The 20,245-nt window shown below is 39.7% G+C and carries 12 protein-coding genes and 1 other RNA gene; 6 read left to right on the forward strand and 7 right to left on the reverse strand.

All coding sequences use genetic code 11. From position 1 onward, the window contains the following. Positions 1–53 precede the first annotated feature (53 nt). The 5 genes from NYP55_RS01225 to epsC all read left to right on the forward strand — a co-directional run bounded on the left by NYP55_RS01225 (position 54) and on the right by epsC (position 4,961). Positions 54–854 carry an energy-coupling factor transporter transmembrane component T family protein gene (locus NYP55_RS01225; RefSeq protein ID WP_016807706.1) on the forward strand — a complete coding sequence of 267 codons (801 nt, stop codon included), beginning with the start codon at positions 54–56 and terminating at the stop codon, positions 852–854. Then, the gene (locus NYP55_RS01230; protein WP_472781442.1) at positions 836–1,690 is read left to right on the forward strand and encodes an energy-coupling factor ABC transporter ATP-binding protein; all 855 of its coding nucleotides are present in this window, start codon (positions 836–838) and stop codon (positions 1,688–1,690) included. Before NYP55_RS01225 ends, NYP55_RS01230 begins: the two co-directional genes overlap by 19 nt. Further along, positions 1,687–2,490, forward strand: coding sequence for an energy-coupling factor ABC transporter ATP-binding protein (locus NYP55_RS01235; RefSeq protein ID WP_472781443.1), 804 nt, complete (start codon positions 1,687–1,689; stop codon positions 2,488–2,490). The genes NYP55_RS01230 and NYP55_RS01235 overlap by 4 nt, the downstream gene beginning before the upstream one ends. 540 nt (positions 2,491–3,030) lie before the next feature. Further along, a complete protein-coding gene (gene cysK / locus NYP55_RS01240; RefSeq protein ID WP_472781444.1) occupies positions 3,031–3,963 on the forward strand; it encodes a cysteine synthase A in 933 nt (310 codons plus the stop codon). 140 nt (positions 3,964–4,103) lie between these two features. Next, on the forward strand, positions 4,104–4,961 hold the full coding sequence (epsC, locus tag NYP55_RS01245; protein WP_060785534.1) for a serine O-acetyltransferase EpsC: 858 nt from the start codon (positions 4,104–4,106) through the stop codon (positions 4,959–4,961). A gap of 7 nt (positions 4,962–4,968) precedes the next feature. Here epsC and NYP55_RS01250 read toward each other — a convergent pair whose 3' ends face one another. From NYP55_RS01250 to NYP55_RS01270, 5 genes are all read right to left on the reverse strand, one after another. Beyond that, a complete protein-coding gene (locus NYP55_RS01250) occupies positions 4,969–5,391 on the reverse strand; it encodes a GNAT family N-acetyltransferase (RefSeq protein WP_018638233.1) in 423 nt (140 codons plus the stop codon). Between the two features lie 143 nt (positions 5,392–5,534). After that, the gene (gene sstT, locus NYP55_RS01255; protein ID WP_060785535.1) at positions 5,535–6,791 is read right to left on the reverse strand and encodes a serine/threonine transporter SstT; all 1,257 of its coding nucleotides are present in this window, start codon (positions 6,789–6,791) and stop codon (positions 5,535–5,537) included. A gap of 429 nt (positions 6,792–7,220) precedes the next feature. After that, complete coding sequence (locus tag NYP55_RS01260) at positions 7,221–13,034, reverse strand: MiiA motif-containing surface protein (protein ID WP_472781445.1); 5,814 nt, start codon at positions 13,032–13,034, stop codon at positions 7,221–7,223. A 184-nt stretch (positions 13,035–13,218) separates the two neighbouring features. After that, entirely contained in the window at positions 13,219–14,502 is a 1,284-nt protein-coding gene (locus tag NYP55_RS01265) for an MFS transporter (protein ID WP_162862687.1), read from the reverse strand. Positions 14,503–15,063: 561 nt separating this feature from the next. After that, positions 15,064–16,191 carry a hypothetical protein gene (locus NYP55_RS01270; RefSeq protein WP_472781446.1) on the reverse strand — a complete coding sequence of 376 codons (1,128 nt, stop codon included), beginning with the start codon at positions 16,189–16,191 and terminating at the stop codon, positions 15,064–15,066. 628 nt (positions 16,192–16,819) lie between these two features. Between NYP55_RS01270 and NYP55_RS01275 the strand changes: the two genes are divergently transcribed. Beyond that, entirely contained in the window at positions 16,820–17,902 is a 1,083-nt protein-coding gene (locus NYP55_RS01275) for a Panacea domain-containing protein (RefSeq protein WP_472781447.1), read from the forward strand. A 96-nt stretch (positions 17,903–17,998) separates the two neighbouring features. On the opposite strand, the gene ssrA is transcribed toward NYP55_RS01275, so the two are convergent. Further along, positions 17,999–18,395: a transfer-messenger RNA gene (gene ssrA / locus NYP55_RS01280) on the reverse strand. 167 nt (positions 18,396–18,562) lie between these two features. Then, positions 18,563–20,245 carry an alpha-amylase gene (locus tag NYP55_RS01285; RefSeq protein ID WP_472781518.1) on the reverse strand — a complete coding sequence of 561 codons (1,683 nt, stop codon included), beginning with the start codon at positions 20,243–20,245 and terminating at the stop codon, positions 18,563–18,565.

The raw sequence follows: 20,245 nt of genomic DNA on the forward strand, positions 1-20,245 counted from the left end.
CGCATAAACGTTAAGTTCTACAAGTTTTTATAAGCACAATAAGACGAGATACTATGAAAAGCATCAGCCTATTTGAAGATAAGCATTCGTTTCTAAACGGACTATCTGCAAAAACCAAGCTTGCATACGTAATATGCGCTACAAGCACGCCGAGTTTGCTTGGAGGCTATACTTCTTTTGCTATCTTTATTATTTTGAGCCTAATATTGCTTGCAACATCAAGGGTCCTAGCAAAAATAAAAATCGTAATACAAGTTACTGGTTTTATTATTGTAACTATTTTTATAGTTCAAACTTTCTTTAGATCGGGAAACTACACGATTTTATTCAAACTAGGACCTTTGATTGCTCGCAAAGAAGGTTTTGAAGTAGCAATGAAGATTGTGCTAAATATATTAAATATTTCGTTTGCATTTTGTGTTTTAACGCTTACAACTAAACCTTCTAATATGATGCAAGAGATGATACAAGCTGGTTTACCACCTAAAATGGGCTATGTTTTTGTATCTCTATTTCAAATCATTCCTCAAATAACACAGCAAACTTCGACTATTGTTGATGCACAAAGAAGCAGAGGATTACAAACAAAAGGTTCCCTAATAACGCGTTTCAAAGCTTTTTTGCCTTTAATATCCCCGATTATAATGTCTTCGTTTATGAGTTCTAAAGAAAGAACTATAGCTTTAGAAGTTCGCGGATTTTCGTGCAATAATCAAAAAACATTCATAAAACCGTTTAAGCCTAGTAAATACAATACGCTATTTTTATGCGCTTGTTTAATCGTAATAATCGCATCTATTATTTATGCGTTACTTAATAATTTAGGATATGTAGCATGGCAGCTATTCATATAGAGCACTTAAAATATCGCTATCCTTATAGTAAAACTCTTGCACTTAATGACATTTCTTGCGATATTCATAAAGGCGAATTTATTGGAATAATAGGTGCTAATGGAGCTGGAAAATCAACATTATCTCAAGCTATTTTAGGTCTTGTTCCTAATCTTTACCACGGAGCGTACGGCGGCAAAGTAGAGGTAGACGGTCTTAACGCAAAAACTACTCCAATAGACAGTCTTTGCAAAAAAGTTGGACTGGTTTTTCAAAATCCTTTTAATCAAATTACAGGCTCGAAGCTTACTGTGTATGAGGAGATTGCTTTTGGTCTGGAAAATATTGGCATTGAGCAAAGCGAGATGCAAAGTCGCGTAGAGAAAATTATGGAGATGCTTAATATTGCGCATCTTAAAGATTGTTCTCCATATGATTTATCTGGCGGTCAAATGCAACGCATGTCTATTGCCGCTATTTTAGTTATGCAACCAGAAGTAATAATTTTAGACGAGCCAACTTCGCAGCTTGATCCTAAAGGTTCAGAAGAGGTTTTTAAAGCAGTAGAATCCTTAAAAAATCAGGGCCAAACTATTATTATGGTTGAGCACAAAATGGAAAAAATCGCGCAATATAGCGACCGCGTAATGCTTTTAAGCGAAGGAAAACTCATTGATTTTGATACTCCGCAGAAAGTCTTTTCTCGCGAAGACTTGGAAGAATATGGCGTAAATCCTCCTGTTTATACTCAAATTTGCAAAAAACTTTCGTTAAAAAACAATAATGGCTTGTATCCAATAACTCTTGATCAAACGTCACGAATTTTACGCTCGCACGAAGGGAATCGCTTACAATGACTCCTACTATTGAAATACGAAATGTGTCTTTTTCTCATACTCCAACATCACAAATATTCAACAATCTAAATTTGTCTTTTGCTCCTGGAGCATGCGCTATTGTTGGTCAAAATGGCACTGGAAAAACAACTTTACTTAAAATCCTTAGAGGACTTCTTACGCCAAAATCTGGAAGCGTTTTATTAAATGGTAAAGATATTGCAGAATGTAGCGTTCCCTCTCTTGCTAAAGATATTGGATTTGTATTCCAGAATCCAGATGACCAGATTTTTGAATCAACTGTTATGCGCGAAGTAATGTTTGGACTTTTAAAAATTGGAATTGATAAGAGTCAAGCATTGATCCAAGCAAAAGAAAGTCTAAAACTTGTAGGACTTTTAGATAAAAGCGACTTAAATCCTTACGATTTAAGTCTTTGCGAAAGAAAAATGGTTTCTATTGCGTCGATTTTAGCAATGGATACTCAAGTTGTTATTTTAGATGAGCCTACAATCGCCCAAGACGATTGCGGCAAAAATTGTATTGAATCAATTATTAAACACCTTGTTTTGCAAGGAAAAACTGTTATAGCTGTTCTTCACGATATGAATTTTGTTGCTCGAGTATTTAATCGCGTTGTTGTGCTTTCCAATGGAAAGGTTCTTTTTGACGGCGCTACGCGAGACGCATTTATGCAAGATAACATACTTTCTAGCGCACAACTAGATAAGCCAGATGTTGTAAAACTGTGTGAAAAGCTGGGTTATACATACACATGCCTATCTGTTGAAGAATTTGTGAACGAGTATTACGAACAATAAAACTACCGACTATCAAATGAAGCAGCAAAGAAAGCAAATGCACAAATCGCGTAGTTTCTTAAAATTAGTATTAGTTAATACACATTAGTATCAGCAGACACGAATCAAATTTGACAAACACAAATCCATTCGCTATAGTCTTCACTTATCACCATTTCGACGAGTAAAGGAGTGCACATGTATCATACAAATATGATGACAAATTGTTGTTGTAACGTATGCTGTTGCGCATTTCTTAATCGAAATGATGTTTGCAAGCAGTAAGTATGCATCATCTAGCCTGTGTTAAAAGCATTTACGTTAAAACACAGCAAATTACGATTCAAGAAACAGCGCGCTGTTTCTTTTTTTATGCCAAAAATCGAATATAACGTTAAAAAATAACAATTTAATACGTGTTAATGTTAAAACGAATAATGGCATCTTTAGAAACAACTAATAAATAATCACTTTATTAATAAAAATTGTTTTTTAAAAATTAAAAACAAATTAAACAAAACAACAAACAAGTAAAACAACAAACAAGTAAGGGGAAATATTATGTCTAATATTTACAAGTCCGTGCAAGAACTCGTAGGAAACACTCCACTTATGGAGCTTACACACATTGAAAAAGAGTACAATCTAGCAGCAAAAATCATTGTAAAACTCGAATACTTTAACCCAGCAGGCTCCGTAAAAGACCGCATTGCAAAGCAGATGATTGAAGAAGCAGAAGCCGAAGGCACGCTTAAACCAGGCTCAGTAATTGTTGAGCCAACCTCTGGAAATACTGGCATTGGTCTTTCAATGATTGCTCAAACAAAAGGATATAAAAGCATTATTGTAATGCCAGAAAGCATGTCTATTGAACGCCGAAAACTTATGAAAGCATACGGCGCCGAGCTCGTGCTCACCCCAGCTAAAGATGGAATGAAAGGCGCAATTTCCAAAGCAAAGGAAATCGTTGAAAACACGCCAAACGCGTGGACTCCAGGACAGTTTACCAATCAAGCAAATGTGCACGCGCACTACAAAACAACAGGTCCAGAAATTTGGCAAGACACTGACGGAAACGTGGATATGCTCATTGCTGGCGTTGGAACAGGCGGCACAATCACAGGTACTGGCACATACTTAAAAGAGCAAAATCCGAATCTGGAAGCAATCGCAGTAGAACCAGCCGACTCCCCTGTGCTCGCAGGTGGCAAGCCAGGAGCGCACAAGATTCAAGGAATCGGCGCAGGATTCGTGCCAGATGTGCTCAACCAAAACATTTATAATCGCATTGTTCACGTAACAAATGAAGACGCAATCGAAAATGGCAGGCTTATAAGCAAAAAAGAAGGCGTCCTCGTTGGTATTTCTTCCGGAGCTGCAATTTGGACAGCAATCCAAGAAGCAAAAAGAGAAGAAAACAGGGGCAAAACCATCGTTGCAATACTGCCAGATTCAGGAGATCGATACTTGTCTACAGCATTATTTGAAGACTAACTAAATTTAGGAGCACTACTGTAAATACGCAAGTTTTGATTAAATAATATATGGATAATAAATGGATAATAAATAACATTATTAGATAATGATCAAAACTATAAAATAAAGGAAAATAATAAAAATAACGGGAGAAATGTATGAGTGATCGCCTTGACCTTATAAATCAACTAAACTCAATTAACGATTCAGACATAAGGCAAGCTACATTCATACCTAATTACCGCAATATTATTGCACTCATACATGCAACTCAGGCTCTACTTTTGCCTGAGTTGCATGTGCGCAATGAAAGCAACGAGACTACGCAACTCAACGCTAGTTTGAATAATAACGCTAGTTTGAATACAATTGCTTCAAACGCGTTAGATACTATAGAACGCATTATATTCCACGAACTTCAATGCTACACAAACAACACAATTAAAATTCGAGAAACTTGCGATCAATTTATAAATACTCTTCCTGCAATTAAAAAGCTACTTTTAACAGATATTCAAGCCATATACGAAGGCGATCCTGCTTGCACAAGTAAAGTAGAAGTCACGCTCGCATACCCTGGTTTTTATGCAATGCTTATTCACCGCACAGCGCACGCACTCTACGAACTTAATGTACCGCTAATTCCTAGACTTATGAGCGAATATGCACACAGAAAAACTGGAATCGACATTCATCCAGGAGCAAAAATTGGCGCACATTTCTGCATAGATCACGGAACTGGTATTGTAATCGGCGAAACAACTGTAATCGGCGAGCATGTTAAGCTTTACCAAGGCGTAACACTGGGTGCAAAAAGTTTTGCGCTAGATAATTGTGGAAATCCTGTAAAAGGCGGAAAGCGGCATCCGAATATTGGAGATAATGTTGTAATCTACGCAAACGCAACAATCTTAGGCGGAGAAACCACAATCGGCAGCGGAAGTATAATCGCAGCAAATGCATGGATTAACCGCAGCATTCCTGCAAACACAACCTACCACTTTCCTAAAGCCTAATACGCTATCATGCTCTGTCTTTTATAAAACCGCAGCACTCAATTTCTGCTAACTCAATAAAACCAGCAGATTTATAAAAAGCAATAGTTTTTTCGGTGCAATCCGTAGTCAATTGAATTTGACGAACATTAGGGTAACAATCCACAATCGCATTTAACAAAGCAGAGCCTATCCCCTGGCGTTGATACTCTGGCAAAACGAGAATATCTTGAATAAGAACAACCGTGTATCCATCGCCAACAGCTCTAGCAATGCCGACCAGCTCATCATTTTTATACGCAGCTAAAACCTTGAGCGAATTATTAAAGCCATTTTCCAAGGCGGGTAAATCATCTGTATATGAAGACCAACCAACAGAATCATATAGTCTTAAAATATCTTTGCTATTATATTTTTTATACTCTTTTATTTGCACGTCTGTTAAATTCATTTACAATAACACCTCGCAAAATATAGCAAAAGTACGCGATTCTAAAACGTAAAAATGTAAAAACATAAAACGTAAGAACGCGTACTTGTAAGAATACTTAGTAACCGCTACAACAGATGCAACGGTTGCAACAGCTACAACAGCTACTTGTTAAGTTGCACAGTCTCGTGATCCATGCCCATCTTAAATTTAAGACCTGCACGCTGCCACATGCGATATTCACCAACTGCCGTAAAGAGAACATCTGTTGAAGAGTTAAGAGCGGTTTCACACGAATCCTGAATCACGCCAATAATAAGGCCAATTGCAACTACTTGCATAGCAATATCATTTGAAATACCAAACGACGAGCACGCAAGAGGTATAAGCAAAAGCGAGCCACCAGCTACACCAGATGCACCTGCAGCACTAACAGCAGAGAGAGCAGACAGAATAACAGCTGTTGGAATATCAACATAAATCCCAAGAGTGTGAGCAGCGCACAAAGCCATAATCGAAATCGTTATAGCAGCACCACTCATATTAATGGTTGATCCAAGCGGTATGGAAACCGAGTAATTGTCTTTGTTAAAGCCAAGCTTTTCGCACAAATTCATATTTACAGGAATATTCGCCGCAGAAGAACGCATAAAGAACGCTGTAACTCCCGAATCGCGCAATGTTCTTAATACAAGAGGATACGGATTCTTGCCAGTAAGAACAAAAACCAAAATAGGATTTACAATCAAAGCAACAACAGCCATAGTGCATACTAACAAGGCAATAACGGAACCGTATTCACTAAAAATACGAAGACCATTGCTTGCCACCGTTGCATAAACAAGACCCATAATGCCAAAAGGCGCTGCGTTAATAATCCAGTGGACAATTTTTCCAATAGCAGACGAAACGTTGTCAAAGAATGCTTTAGTGGAAGGCTCAGCCAAACGAAGCGCTACGCCAAAGGCGATTGCCCAGAATAAAATACCAATAAAATTGCCCTTAGCAAGAGCATCTACAGGATTTACAACAATATTTAACACAAGAGAATTAAGAACTTCACCAATTCCTTGAGGAGATGGAGAAGATGCTGCTTCAACATGCGCAAAAGTGAAGTCAACAGGGAAAATCATAGCTGCGCAAACAGCTATAAGGCTTGCAATAAATGTGGAAAGCGCATACAACACGATTACTAGCTTCATGTTTCCAACACTTTTTGCTTTTGCAAGCGCGCCAATCACCAGGCAGAATACCAAAATCGGAGCAACAGATTTAAGTGCGCTTACAAACAGCTTTCCCATAAGATCTAGCACGTAAACGTGAGCTGGCACAAAAAGACCAAGTGCAGCGCCAAGAAAAAGACCAATAACAATACGCAAAATAAGGTCAATGCTATTCCACTTTTGAACAATCTTGTGCATGAGAGTCTCCTGTAATTTAGTTTGTGCAGAATATTTTATACTCTTTTATTTGTATTCATACTCGCAAGATTTTCTATTTTTACATATTATACACATGCATGCATACGTATGCAAATCGTTAGGTTTTAGTTATTCAATAATTCAATAATTCAATGACTTAGCAACTCAGTAACTAAAGGCTTCAATAAGTGTTTATGATTAATATAACTTAAGATATAGTAAACATCTACAAGTTCCCATTTAATCGCAAATAAAATGGCAAAATGCCTCACTTCGCAAAGTAAAGAAAATGCAAAGTGAGGCACGTTTTTAGTTAATTTAATTATTCTATTATTTAATACTGAGCAAACATACTGAATGCATTTAAGCCAACATTAAGAGGCTCTAAAGCTAGCCGATCTGCAATACCCAGACCAGCTAGCAAGTATTCTACTTATTGCTGTGACGATAAGCACCGCGACGCCTGCTGCCTAAAAGCGCAGCACCAGCAGCACTAATAGTTGCAGCAAGCAAGCCAAACACAGACACATTACTACCAGTATTACTAAGTTGATCAGCACGACCACTCTTCAAAACCTTAGAACGCACAGAAGCACGAACCTTGGCAGCATTAGACTTAGCATCAGCCAAAGCTTTACGAGCCATAGAAAGGTTGCGAACAGCAGCATCAACCTGAGCCTGAGTTGCATTAGGATCCGCAAGCACACGCTTAGCTTCCGCCAAAGCAGTATTCACATCCGCCTGAGCCTTAGAAACTTGAGCATCTGCCTGCTTAACAGCCTGGTTATTCTCAACAGAAGCATTCACATCAATAGAATTTGTGCCATTAGAAGTGTTATCAGCGTTGTTGCTAGAAGCGTTACCAGAGTTTGCGCCAGCATTATCGGCATTATTAGAACCAACGTTACCAGTCTGTGAATCAGACTCAGCATTCTGAATCTGAATATTCAACTCACCCTTATCTGCAATAGTAGGCGCGTTATCATTCACACCAATACCAGACTCAGAACCAGTACCAGAGCCAGTACCAGAGCCGCTATACTTATTCACAATACTGTTCTTCGCAGCCTGAAGATCCTTCAACGCAGAATCAACTTGAGCCTGGGTAGCATTAGGATCCGCAAGCACGCTCTTAGCTTCCGCCAACGCCTTCTTATACACATCCAAATCATTAGGCTCACCAAGCGAGTATTCTAACGACTTGCTAAAGCGAGAATCATCATCAACTTCAGCTTGCAATACCGTCTTATTAACACCATTCAAAGCATCTTTAGCATTCTTAAGATTCTTTAACGAAGAATCAACAAGAGCCTGACGCTCTGATTGAGACTTACCAGCAAGATCTTTACTCTCGTCACCAGATCCAGCCAGTTTAGAAACAAGCTCCTTCGCATCTTGCAAAGCCTTATTATATGCTTGCTGCTTTTCAGCAGTATCATACACGTACTTTACAGACTCTTTCACACTATTCTCAAGAGCAATCTCAGCTTGCAAATCAGCAATATCAACACCATTCAATGCAACTGCTGCGGTTTGAAGCTGCTGCAGCGCATCATTAACAGCTTTCTGTTTTTCTTCAGGAGACTTATGAGACTGATTGTTATTCGCTTCAGTAAGAGAAGACTCAGCCTGCTGCAGAGCTGCATCAAACGCAGACTTCTTATCCTGAACAGCATTCGTATACTGTACGGACTTCTTCAAAGAATTAGCTTTGTTAACTTCAGCTTGCAACTTAGACGTATCTACAGTTCCATTAAGAGCGTTAGAAGCAGTTTCAAGGTTAGCCTTAGCATCGTTGATTGCTTCCTCAGTCTTGCCCTGAGGATTCTTCAAGATATATTGAGCAGCTTGCAAAGCATGATCAAAATTATCTCGCTTATCTTTATCGGCGTTCTTATAAGCTACTTTAGACTTATTAATATTGGCATCATTAACAGCCTTCTGCAAAGCAGAGGTATCCTGACCGTCCAAACCAGTAACAGCATTTGTAAGAGCAGTGATAGCGTTAGTAATATCACCTGCTGTTGCACCAGCTTTCTCTACGATATCTTCTGCAGAGGTTATAGCATTGTCAAGATCAGTTTGCTTCCCAACAGAAGCATTCTTATAAGAAACATCATTCTTCTTATCTTTTGCTTCTGTGAGTTTTGCTACCAATTGAGACTTATCATGACCATCAAGAGCATCAATCGCTTTGCTTAAATTATCTTTAGCATCATTAATAGACTGCTGTGAAGCATCTTTTTGGTCATAAACTCTCTTTGCATTAGACAGAGCATTATCAAAATCATTCTTCTTATCTTTAGAAGCATTCTCATACTTTGGATTCTTCTTCTTAGAAGAATCATCCTGACCCTGCTTATTCTTGCCTTGCAATTCATAAGCTATCTCAATTTCATCCTGAAGCTTTGACTTGTCAACAGTATTACCACCGAGATCATTAACAGCTTGTTCTAATGCTTTCTTAATATTGTCAACCTTGGTACCATCAGCATTCGTACCGTTAGCTGTGTCAACAAGAGTAGATGCATTTGTTAACGCACTGTCAAAAGCAGTCTTCTTAGATGTATCATTGTAGCTATCAGACTTTTTAAGGTCTTCTTCCTGCTTCTTGACCAAATCAACAAGAGCCTTAAGATCTCCCATCTTTTTGTCAAGCTCTTTAGCCTTGGTAACAACATCAGTGATAGCAGTCTTAGCCTGATCAACAGTATTCAACTTATTGCTGGTAGGGTCAGTTTCAATATCATCAATCTCTGCTTTAAGCGCATCTTTCTGAGCTTTGTTAAGATTGGTGAGCTTATCTACTTCAGATTTAGCATCCTTCTTAGCTTTCTTTAGCTCAGCTTCCTCAAGAATACCCTCAACTTCTCGCAGATCTTTAGCACTGTCAATGCGACCGGTTAAATCATTAGCTTCATCTTCAGTAAGATCACCATTCTGCTTCAGCTCAGCAATCTTCTTCTTAGCTGCAGCTTTAGCATCATCAAACTCAGCTTTATTTAGAATATCTGCAACTTTATCAAGACTATCGGCCTTACCTACTTCGTCTTGATACTTCTGCTTATCTAGTGCGTTGAGATTAGTCAACTCACCAATCTTCTTCTTAGCATCAGTCTTAGCCTTATCAAAACCTTCTTTATTACTGTTATAAGCAGCATTCTGATTCTGATTGCCTTTTAACGTAGCATCATTCTTGGCTTTATTTACTCCAGCTTCATCATTAGCAGACTGAACTTGCTCAATAAACTGCTTCTTATCACCAGGCGTAAGATTTTTATAATCTTCACCATTGCGAATTTCATCAATAGCAGCCTGCTTTTTCTTCTCAAGCTCAGCATCCTTCTTGTCTTTTTCAGCTTGCTGATTAGAAGTATTCTCCTCTTGAGTAGCTTGCTTCTGCTTTTGGTCGACAGTATTATTATCATCATTCTGCTGAGTTTGAACAGCCTGCTTTTGCTTTTGGTCAGCCTCTTCCTGCTTGTCATCAGACTCAGTTTGCTTCTGCTGATCCTGCTTCTTCTGGAACTCGTTTATCTTCTCACGAATCTTTTCAGAATCAGTTACGCCTTTCAGCTGTTCATCAAGCTCTTTTTTCTGCTTATCATCAAGACCAAGATCCTTCTTAGCCTTATCAATCTGCTTTTTATTATCAGATTCTTCTTTCTTCTTATTAACAAGCTCGTCTATTTTCTTCAGAAGCTTATCAACGTCATCTTGTTTTTTAATACCGTTTTTATCCGATAAAACATCTTTATCTTTAGATATTTCATTCTTAAGTTTATTAAGTTCATCTCCAGAGAATCCCTTATCTTTCAGAGCTTTCTCTATTGCATCATCAATCTTTTTCTTTTCGTCTTCTGGATTAAACGCTGGTCCATCAGCATAGAAAAGATCATCTTTGGATAATGAGAAATATTGGGCATCAGAATTCCATCCGTCTACACCCCTAATTTGGAGAGTATTATCATCGCCATGAATAATTCCATTTACACCGGGTTTTGAAAAAGTATCGATAGTCAAGCCGCTAGTACCATTAATTGGACTAAAAACATTAACTTGTTTACCAAGATCCCATTTATAGCCACTAGCTATCTTACCTCCGCCCTCTCCCAGCGGAGCCTGATGGCTAATTTTGTCAAAATCTGTTCCTTTATTTGTCCAATTATAATTATCAAACATGAAACGCCGAGCTGCATCAGCCCAATTATTTCCATCGATATTATTAATATTGGTCACCTTAATAGGAGTTATATTGTACGTATACTTTCCAGCAGTAACTTTATGAGTTCCTTGCGCAGTGCTTTTACCTTGCGTATAAACTAGACGCTCGCCGCGAATTTTTACAGTACTATCATCGCTGAACGTTATTGTTGTAGTACCATCTTTTCCTACATTAATAGCATTAGCGTCTTTCTTAAGATTTTGATCGAGATCTTTATTAGCTTTTTTGATATTATCTTTAATTACATTTTGTTCTTGAGGAGATAAATCTGCAGCATTCTTTACACCAAGTCTGCTTGGCATAGCAATTTTCACTCGCTCAGATAAAGATGGTATCTTATAAACTAATAACGTGTGAGAAATAGTATCTTTTGAAGGGAAGCTATTTTCGTTATCTTTGTAAGTAATTGTTGCATTACCATTAGTAGCAATCGAAATGTTATTTTTATTATTATTTATAGCATCAAGGAATCCATTTACATTTTTATTAGCATCGTATATAGAATCCTGAACTTTTTTGATATCATCAGGCGAAAGGCTACTCGGATTCTTCACACCAATAGGTAACCCGTATAATGGCGTAAACTTATCCGCAAGCGAACGCTGCTTCTTTACAAGATACTTGCCTTCAAGCTTTTTAGTTGAATGAGTACCAGTTGCATCCTTGAATCTGATTGTTGCATCACCATTAGCAGCAACATCAACCTTTTCTATAAGATCCTTAATCTTACTATTAGCATTCTTAATAGCATCTTCAACTTGCGTCTTCTCTGACTTATCAAGATCAGTTGGATTCTTCACAGGAGTCAAATCTGGATACGTAATTTTTGTGCGATCCGCCAACGGCACGTAGCGCTTAGTCAGATTCTCCTTAGAAATAGTATCCGTAGAGTTATCTTTATACGTTACCTTCGCACTGCCATCATCATTAATAGTTACAGCCTGCTTGAAAGCCTCTTCAGTTTGAGTCTGTTCCATACCTTTAAGCTTTTTCAGCACATCGGCATTACTCTTATTAGCATCCCATAGCTTTGTAAGAACAGCATTCTTCGCATCTTCTGAAAGATTCTTGCCATATTTCGCAGAATCAACCTCTACTTTATCAGTAGGATAATTAAGCTCTAATTCCTCGGAATACTCTGGCAAAGTCGGTGCAAGCTCAACCTTTCCAACAGTGTAATGCCAGTTTCCCATCACCTGGTACACACCTGCAGCAAACTTTAATGGCTCTTCTTTAGCATTCAATTTAATAACGAAGCTAATCTTAGATTTTCTATTGCCCCTACTCTCCCAGTTAATAATTAGTGCACTCGTATCTTTCATATATGCTGTAGAAGTATTGTAAGTATCACCTGAGTTGTTATAACCACCGGCTTCACCAGTCATCCTCTTCCAGTTATTCTCAAACTCAGTTTTCTCCGTATTCTTACTAAACCAGAAACGGCTTGCAGACTGATTCCAAGACTCCTTTGTATATGTTGCACCTGTTTGCTGAGAAGACGAATCACCAGTCAACTGTTCATGTTTGTACAAATTAACTTTACCGTTTACAATCTCAACACCCTTAGGCACGCTCGCCCACCAGAATGGTCGACCACCCCACCAATCGCCATTAGAATTAAACTGGTATTCAACCTTATAATATTGTCCGTAAGTTTTTCTGTCTGCCGTATCCTTATTATCGTTTTGTTTTTCATCGCATGGCACTAGTTTAATATCCACATACCTCTGCGCCTTTGTAGAAGAATCACGATTCGCATACCTATAGCTACCATCAGGAAGATTAAAACCATTAGCCCAAGCTTGATGAGTTGGCAAACCAGCACCACAAGCAAGCAAGCTTGCTAACGTTGCAGTCACAGCAATCTTCGGTAAACGCGAAACCGCATACGACTTACATGCTTCTAAACGAGTTCCACTTATATCATTCGCCATTGAACGAAGTACACTCGGCTTCAAATACGCGTAATTCTTAGACACATGTAAAGCATTTTTAGCAGTTTGCGTTTTCTTAACCATTAACAGTCCTCACTTATATATTTGCTCTTCAACTCGCTCTGCAGACATAAACTCACATCTTGCAAAAGAGCTTGTTAATAGAGCAAAGGATACCCCCCCCCCATGCGGAAATTCAAGTATTATAGATAAAAACTACTATATGATTAAAGTCACAACTATATTGAATATTAAATATTACAAATAATCATGCGAGCACAGCATAACTAGTATTTGGTAATTGAGGCAAAACAACAAGCAATCCTGCTGTGAAAATCAGCGCGAGTATAGGCAAAAGCTGCCATTGGAACGTAGACGAGAATGCAAATCCAATCCAAGAACCAGTAGTAGCACCAATCGCAAACGCAAGGCGCGCCCAACCAGAAAACTTAGCGAGAGTACTTCCCTTAAACAGAATCTGACGCGCAACAATAATCGGCTCCACTAGCAGCATTCCGCCAATTGCCTCAAGTAAGAACGCAAAGCACATTATTGGCAAAAGATTAATAAACATAAAGCAATAAGAAAATGCGCTCACAATAATGCCTAAAATTGCAACTTTTCTTAAACCGAGTTTTTGAGACGAGTGCGCATACAAAACGGATGCAAGCACGCTTCCTACACCAGTAAAAATATACAATATCGTCAAAGAGTTAGAACCATATTGCTTACCAAGACCTAGAAGAATATAAGAAACAGAGCATGCAGGAATAAAAGCAACCAAAAGAGATCCAGCAAGAAGCATGATTTTACTCTTTAGTAATGGATTCGCAGATTGCTTAACTGTGGATTTGTTGGCAACGTCATTTTCTTGCGATACTTGTGATTCTTGCGATTCATTCTCTACATCTTGCTGCGCTTCCGCTACTTCGCAAGACGCTCGCGCAATGTCTTGTTTCATAATAAATCGCGTAGCACAAGCCGCAAAAGAAGTCACGGACGAGAAAATCAAAACAGCAGGAATCGACCAGCTTGCAATCCACGAACCAAGCGGAGAGCCGAGCAAGGTTCCTGTAATACTTGCCAAAACGCTCACAATGCCGCTGTAGTTTACAATCATGCCGTCATCGCCGCCTGCAGCATCAACCTCGAAAACTTCGCTAGCAATATCAATCACTTGACCAGTAATCAGCAATGCGCAAGAAAGAGCCACCAGCGACCACTTCCACGCAGGAGAGCCAAGCATAAGAAGCGGTAGTAAACTAAGCACGCCTTCTACGCCTTCAGTCATTGCAAGAGCGCGAAAACCGCCAAGCTTATCAACAATCCAACCAGAGCATGGCGAAAGAAAATCGGCAACCGTCATAAAAGTCTTACGAAAACCAATCACCCAAGCCGGCAAGCCCACAATAATAATCGAAGGCAAAACCGAGCCTTCATACGCTTGATTGCCTAGCATGGAAAAACAGAAGCCAACCAAAGCCCATCGCAATGCTGGACTAATAGATCTCATACGAATAAAAATATTATTCTTACTAAATATTGACTTCACAGCAACCAACTCTCCCTTAAAGCTCTTGTAAAATCGCAAATCATAATGCAAGCTTCTGCAAATGCATAACTACTCGCAAATCACTATCAAACTTAAATAATTCACTACAAACTACACAAATCCAATAGCTTATTTTACAAATTTAGTAACACTATACTCTTGTTCAAGAAAAATCAACAAATAATAATACAAAATAACAAAAACGCTACAAAAAACAGTGGTTAGCTATAGACCAAAAAACAGTTTAGACAAAAAGTGAGGGTTATAGACCAAAAGTAAAAAAACAAAAAGTGAAAAACAAAAAAGCTTTCGATTTTAAATGCCCCTAGTAGCAAATAAAACCGAAAGCAACACACTCAACACTCAAAACCCCGCAACCAACGCCCTAACTCTGGGAAGAAAAGAAAATAATAGCAAACCAGAATTAAAACAAAAGTGCAAGAATCAAGAGCAAAACCAGTGTGGCATTTCCCTACAAAACACCACACCAGTCGTTAAGTGCAAACTCTAAAAGAGCATAAGCACGCACTCACACACTTAGCATAAGTGCGCGCGCAATGCTTAGTGACGAGCCTTGCGAACAGCAGCACCCATGCCAGCAAGCATGGTGGCAGCCAAAGCGGTCAAAGTTACGCCAACACCAGTACCAGGCAACTTCTTACCGCCATCCTTCTTCTTCTCAACCACAGTGGTCTTAGCACCAGCAGCAGCATTAGCGCCAGCCTGGCCAGCAGCCTGACCTGGCTTGCCTGGCTTTGCAGCACCTGGCTTACCTGGCTGAACTGTTGTAGATGGAACAAAGTTGGTGCCATACTTGTAGTCAGTAGAAAGAGGAGCCAAAGAAGCTGGAGTTGGATACGTAGAAACATCAGCCTTAGAAGCCTGAGCATTCTTGTAAGCACCAGCATATTCGCTCAAAGCCTTATTGAACTTAGTAGCAGCCTCATTGAAAGCCTTATTTGCATCAGCAAACTTGGTCTTTGCAGCAGCCAAAGCTTCCTTAGCCTCATTGATTACCTTCTTCAAGCTCTCAACTTCAGCATTGTAAGCACGAGAACCCTTATCCTTAGCATTCTCATCCTGGTAATCCTTAAGAGCACGCTGAGCAGCCTTTAAGTTATTCTCAGCCTCATGCTTAGCGTTGAAAGCAGCATCAGCCTCAGCAAAAGCCTTATCCTTAGCTTCCTGAGCCTTACCCAAGTTTTCCTTAGCTTCATCCAACTTAGCAAGAGCAACACGCTTTGCATCCTTAGAAGGCTCAACTTTTGGAGTTGCAGCGTTTACAGCATCCTCAGCAGTCTTTACAGCCTCAAGTGCAGCCTTGTATGTGGCAAGCTTTTCACGATAGGTATTTGCCTTAGTAGCTGCATCATCTTTAGAATCATCAGCCTTCTTGACAACCTCACCTTTATCATTGAGCTTGTAGTCAGCCTTGTTCAAAAGATCACCATTTTCATCTACAATAGTTGCAGCAGCCTTGGCGTTCGTCTTTTCATTTTCGGCAGTATCAGCATCATCATAAGCCTTCTTCAAAGCTGCCTTCAAAGTCTTAAGAGCAAACGAATCATCCTTAGCTTCATCAGTACTGACAGTACGTGGAACAGCAGCGAATGCTGGGGTTGCCATTGCGAAGCCGGCAAGCAAAGTTGCGCCAGCAGCGAAAGCGGCGATAGCCTTCTTATTCATCATTTTATTTCCTTTCTTCTTCTCCCCCATTCACATCGCAGAAAACCCGCGATAGATCGGGGAAAATCTAAAACACGCGTTCGCGCATTTCCACCAACGGTTATCCACCGTGTGATGTTGCTATTAACATACCCCCCCCCCGTTTGAAAAAGTCAAGCCTCAGCCACACATGCCAAACCGAAAAAAATGATGTTATACACAAACTAATCCACAATTAAGGCCACTATTGCCGTAAAATTTGATGATAAACAACACTTAAACCGTAAAAATACGCATTTCAAGGTTTTTGAAGAATTTTCCCAGGTTTTTTTAAGAAAAGGATTTTCGGGTGTGTCGCGTCGCTTGCGAGGCCTAAGCGCTCAGGCAGGTCATGTCGTTCTCGCGTTACAGCGCGCGAACGTCTTCGCCGCATGTAAAGTCCACTGGACTTTACATTTGAGCCAAATCACGCTTTGAATGAGCTTGAAATGCGTTATGCAATTTCAAGTTCAGTCAAAACGCCCATGCAAGTCGATTCGCGACACGCCGCCAGTTTGTACCATACGCAACTCGTATGGTAACGTTTTCGCAAAATAAAAACCATTACCCCACCAATAGTCATATCTTTTCAACGGTGAAAGGAATACTAAAAATGTCTACAATCAAACGCGTAGCATACGCAATACTACACAATTACGGAAAAATGAGCCACGAAAGACTAGAACTACTCACATACTACTGTCAAGCACAATACTTATCCACAACAAGCATACAATTATTCCCCAACTCATTCCAAGCATGGAAAAACGGGCCAGTATGCCTAGAACTATTTAACATATGCTACCTAACACAAGACGAAGTAAGCGAAAACAATATTATCTTCAGCCCAATCGAACTATACAAAACATTTAACCGCTCCCAACTACGCGTAGTATACGCCGTTTGCGAAGCGTTAAAAGATTACACTACACAAGACTTAGCCGCCAGAGCGCGCAGTGAACTACCATGGGTTGACGCTAGAAGAGGCGTTGACACTAACAACGCATGCGATACTGAACTATCACATAAAATCATCCACGACTATTACGCGAAAAACCCTGTAATTGCCGAAGGGCGCGCGAACACAAGAAGTAGAAGCGTTGAAAACGCTATACGCCGTCTAAGAGACGCGCATCTTAAAAAATGCAAGCAAGCAGAAAAAGAAAAACTAGAAGCACAAAATCAAGCGCACGCGGTTAATAATCATTGTAAAGAACTCATAGACGCTGAAAACATGGTCATGCGTAAAATCAGCATGCTAAACGAGTTCAAAAACATGTCGGATAATAATATTAAAACTCGAGCACGCATGATAGCTAGAAGCCTAGGAAAACAATTATGCGAATACGAGAAGAACGAGATTAAACGCCAAAACTTTCAACATAACCTAGAAGCAGTAAAACAACAAAACACGGCTCAAAACACGAGTACAAACAGCAACACAAACAACACTAGTAGTAACACGACTCAAAACACAACTAGTAAAAGTAGTAGTAAAACTAGTAACACGACTACAAACAGTGGAAACACTGCAAACAACGCAAAGGCTACGCCTAGCGGAATGGATACACACAGAACGAACACTACAACTAGCAGGAATCCTGCGACTAGCGCAAAGAGTGAAGCCAGCAAAAAATCTGCATCCAGTAGAAAATCTTCAGCCAGCAAAAAGTCCGCAAAAAACGAAGCTAGTTAACGCATTTTGCGCGACTTTACAGCAATTCATGATATGTTAAACAATAGAACAACAACAAAAAAAAACGCCACTGTTTGAGCAGTGGCGTTATTGCGTTTGTGGAGTCGCGGGGAATTGAACCCCGGTCCGGAAACCGTACCCTCGGTCTTCTACGTGCGTAGTCTGCTGGCCATTCGGCAGTTTTTCTGCCCCCATGTTATCGCAGACAATTCATGGCGAGCATATCTACAGTAAAAGTCCCTGAACTACCCTGCAGCTCGGCAATTCAAGCAAGTCTTCTAATGACGTTTAGCACCACTCCGAAGACGTGAGTGGGTAAACGGAGCAGCTGCTCACTGGTTAATCCTGGCGCGAAGCTCAGGCAGCGAGAGCGAACTCAGTGCGATTAGATTTAGCACTTATTCTTTTGCGAAAGGACGTTTACGAGTGGACTTTCGCATTCTCGGCACGCTTCCCCGCGGCGAACAGATCACCGTCGAAACCGATCGACCCCTTTTGATTTATCAAACTATCATTTAAATACTGGCATAAAGCCAGAATAATCATTATAAATAAACGTTTTAACAGAGTCAACCTGTTTTAGAATATTGATTTATTTCAGACTCAACTAAAGCTCACATAAAGCTCAACTAAAGACTCACCTAAAGATTTATTCCAGAATCACTTACCTTCAGTCTCACCTGTTTTAACACCATCACTATTGCCTTTAGCAAGCTTCTTCGATTTTTCAACAAATCTTCTATTAACAACAAACGCACAAATTGACACAGAAAACACGCAAATAAATATTGTAACGTTTCTAGCTTTAGCATTTCCAAGGCTTTTTACAGCATTAGCATGAAGAGCAACAGCAGATTCCGCATCAATAGTGGTCTCTACTTTGCCGCCACTAACGCTCACAGTTTTAGTGCAATCTTTAGACTCATAAACATTGCAATATTCGCCATCTGGCAAGTCGGTTTTATAATTCACTTTTTGAGGCTTTTCCGTGTTGTTAATCGCAAGAAAACCCTTGTTTCCTCGGCTAAACGCAACGTTATTATCGTCATCATCTTGCCAATTAGTAACCTTAGTGCCTCTAACAGCGTTGTAAAACCCAATCATTCCGCGAATCGAAGTTAACCTCTGCGTGCATTGCCACTTAGAATCCTTTGCACAACTCACATCAGGAATCGAAGTTTGCATAGCTCCAGGTGCTCCCTCATCTCGTTTTGTAAACTCATAACCAGAAAACACATTTGGAGTTCCATACGGATACGCAAGCATAAACGCGTTTGCAAGCTCATACTTTTTGCCATCTTTATACGTCAAAACTCTGCTTGCATTGTCTCGCTCAGTATCCCAATTCGTAACGAAAATCGCAGCTTTTTTGCTTGGAATCAGCTTATCTGTAATATGTTTAAGATTCTCAATAGACCCATAAAAATAGTTTCTAAGCCTATAAGAGTACTCAAATTCGTTCACTTCGCCAGTTTGTAAATATTGGTCTGGCTGAATTCTAGGGTCTTGCTCGGGGAACCCTATTGTTTCTTGCATCCACCAAATCTTATCTGGCGTTGTTCCAGCAGCATCCGCAGCCGCAGCTTTTATAGCCTTTACATCTTGTGGAGACATGTGTTTTGCTGCATCAACTCTAAACCCAGCCACTCCAAGCTTTAGCATATACGCAAAGTACTCTCCCAAAGTTTTTTGCACATGAGGATTAGAAGTGTCTAAATCCAACAATCCAACAAGTCGATGCGTCCAAACGATTTCTGCTTTTCTATACGTGTTTATATCTTCCGTTGACTTGTGAAAATCGTCTTTTGTATATCCAGCATCTGGGAACGACTGATTTGCAGCATCATACTTGCTTCCGCCAACGCCAAGTGTGTCTTTGTTTGAAAAACCAGTTGTGTGGTTTATTACCGCATCTGTAATAATTCCAACACCCGAAGCTTTGCAAGTTGTAATCATCTTTTTAAACTCGTCTTCTGTGCCAAGTTTTGAATTTAGCTTATAACTTACAGGTTGATAACTTGTCCACCATTGATCGCCCTTAATATGATCTTGCGGAGGAGAAACTTGCACGTATTTTACGCCCTCTGGGCCGTACGTTTTTTTGCATTCTTTTGCTATACTTTTCCAATTTTGTTGGAATGCTGTTACAATTACGCCTTTTTGTGTAGTTTTTTGAGATGATTTTGCGCTCTCATTTGCAATCGCTGGGCTGCTTGCGATTACTGCTCCCGCCAAAACGGTAGCAACACAAGATGTTATAGCCGCAACTCTTGCCAACACAAACTTTAACTTTACAAGCGTCTTTTTATTGAAGCCTGTAAATACCTCTATGTTGCGGATCAT

The organism is Gardnerella sp. c10Ua_31 (assembly GCF_055700915.1).

Bases quoted from the DNA above. Each gene is read 5' to 3' on its own strand.
- NYP55_RS01225 (WP_016807706.1), top strand. From the start codon at position 54: ATGAAAAGCATCAGCCTATTTGAAGATAAGCATTCGTTTCTAAACGGA.
- NYP55_RS01230 (WP_472781442.1), top strand. From the start codon at position 836: ATGGCAGCTATTCATATAGAGCACTTAAAATATCGCTATCCTTATAGT.
- NYP55_RS01235 (WP_472781443.1), top strand. From the start codon at position 1,687: ATGACTCCTACTATTGAAATACGAAATGTGTCTTTTTCTCATACTCCA.
- cysK (WP_472781444.1), top strand. From the start codon at position 3,031: ATGTCTAATATTTACAAGTCCGTGCAAGAACTCGTAGGAAACACTCCA.
- epsC (WP_060785534.1), top strand. From the start codon at position 4,104: ATGAGTGATCGCCTTGACCTTATAAATCAACTAAACTCAATTAACGAT.
- NYP55_RS01250 (WP_018638233.1), bottom strand. From the start codon at position 5,391: ATGAATTTAACAGACGTGCAAATAAAAGAGTATAAAAAATATAATAGC.
- sstT (WP_060785535.1), bottom strand. From the start codon at position 6,791: ATGCACAAGATTGTTCAAAAGTGGAATAGCATTGACCTTATTTTGCGT.
- NYP55_RS01260 (WP_472781445.1), bottom strand. From the start codon at position 13,034: ATGGTTAAGAAAACGCAAACTGCTAAAAATGCTTTACATGTGTCTAAG.
- NYP55_RS01270 (WP_472781446.1), bottom strand. From the start codon at position 16,191: ATGATGAATAAGAAGGCTATCGCCGCTTTCGCTGCTGGCGCAACTTTG.
- NYP55_RS01275 (WP_472781447.1), top strand. From the start codon at position 16,820: ATGTCTACAATCAAACGCGTAGCATACGCAATACTACACAATTACGGA.
- NYP55_RS01285 (WP_472781518.1), bottom strand. From the start codon at position 20,245: ATGATCCGCAACATAGAGGTATTTACAGGCTTCAATAAAAAGACGCTT.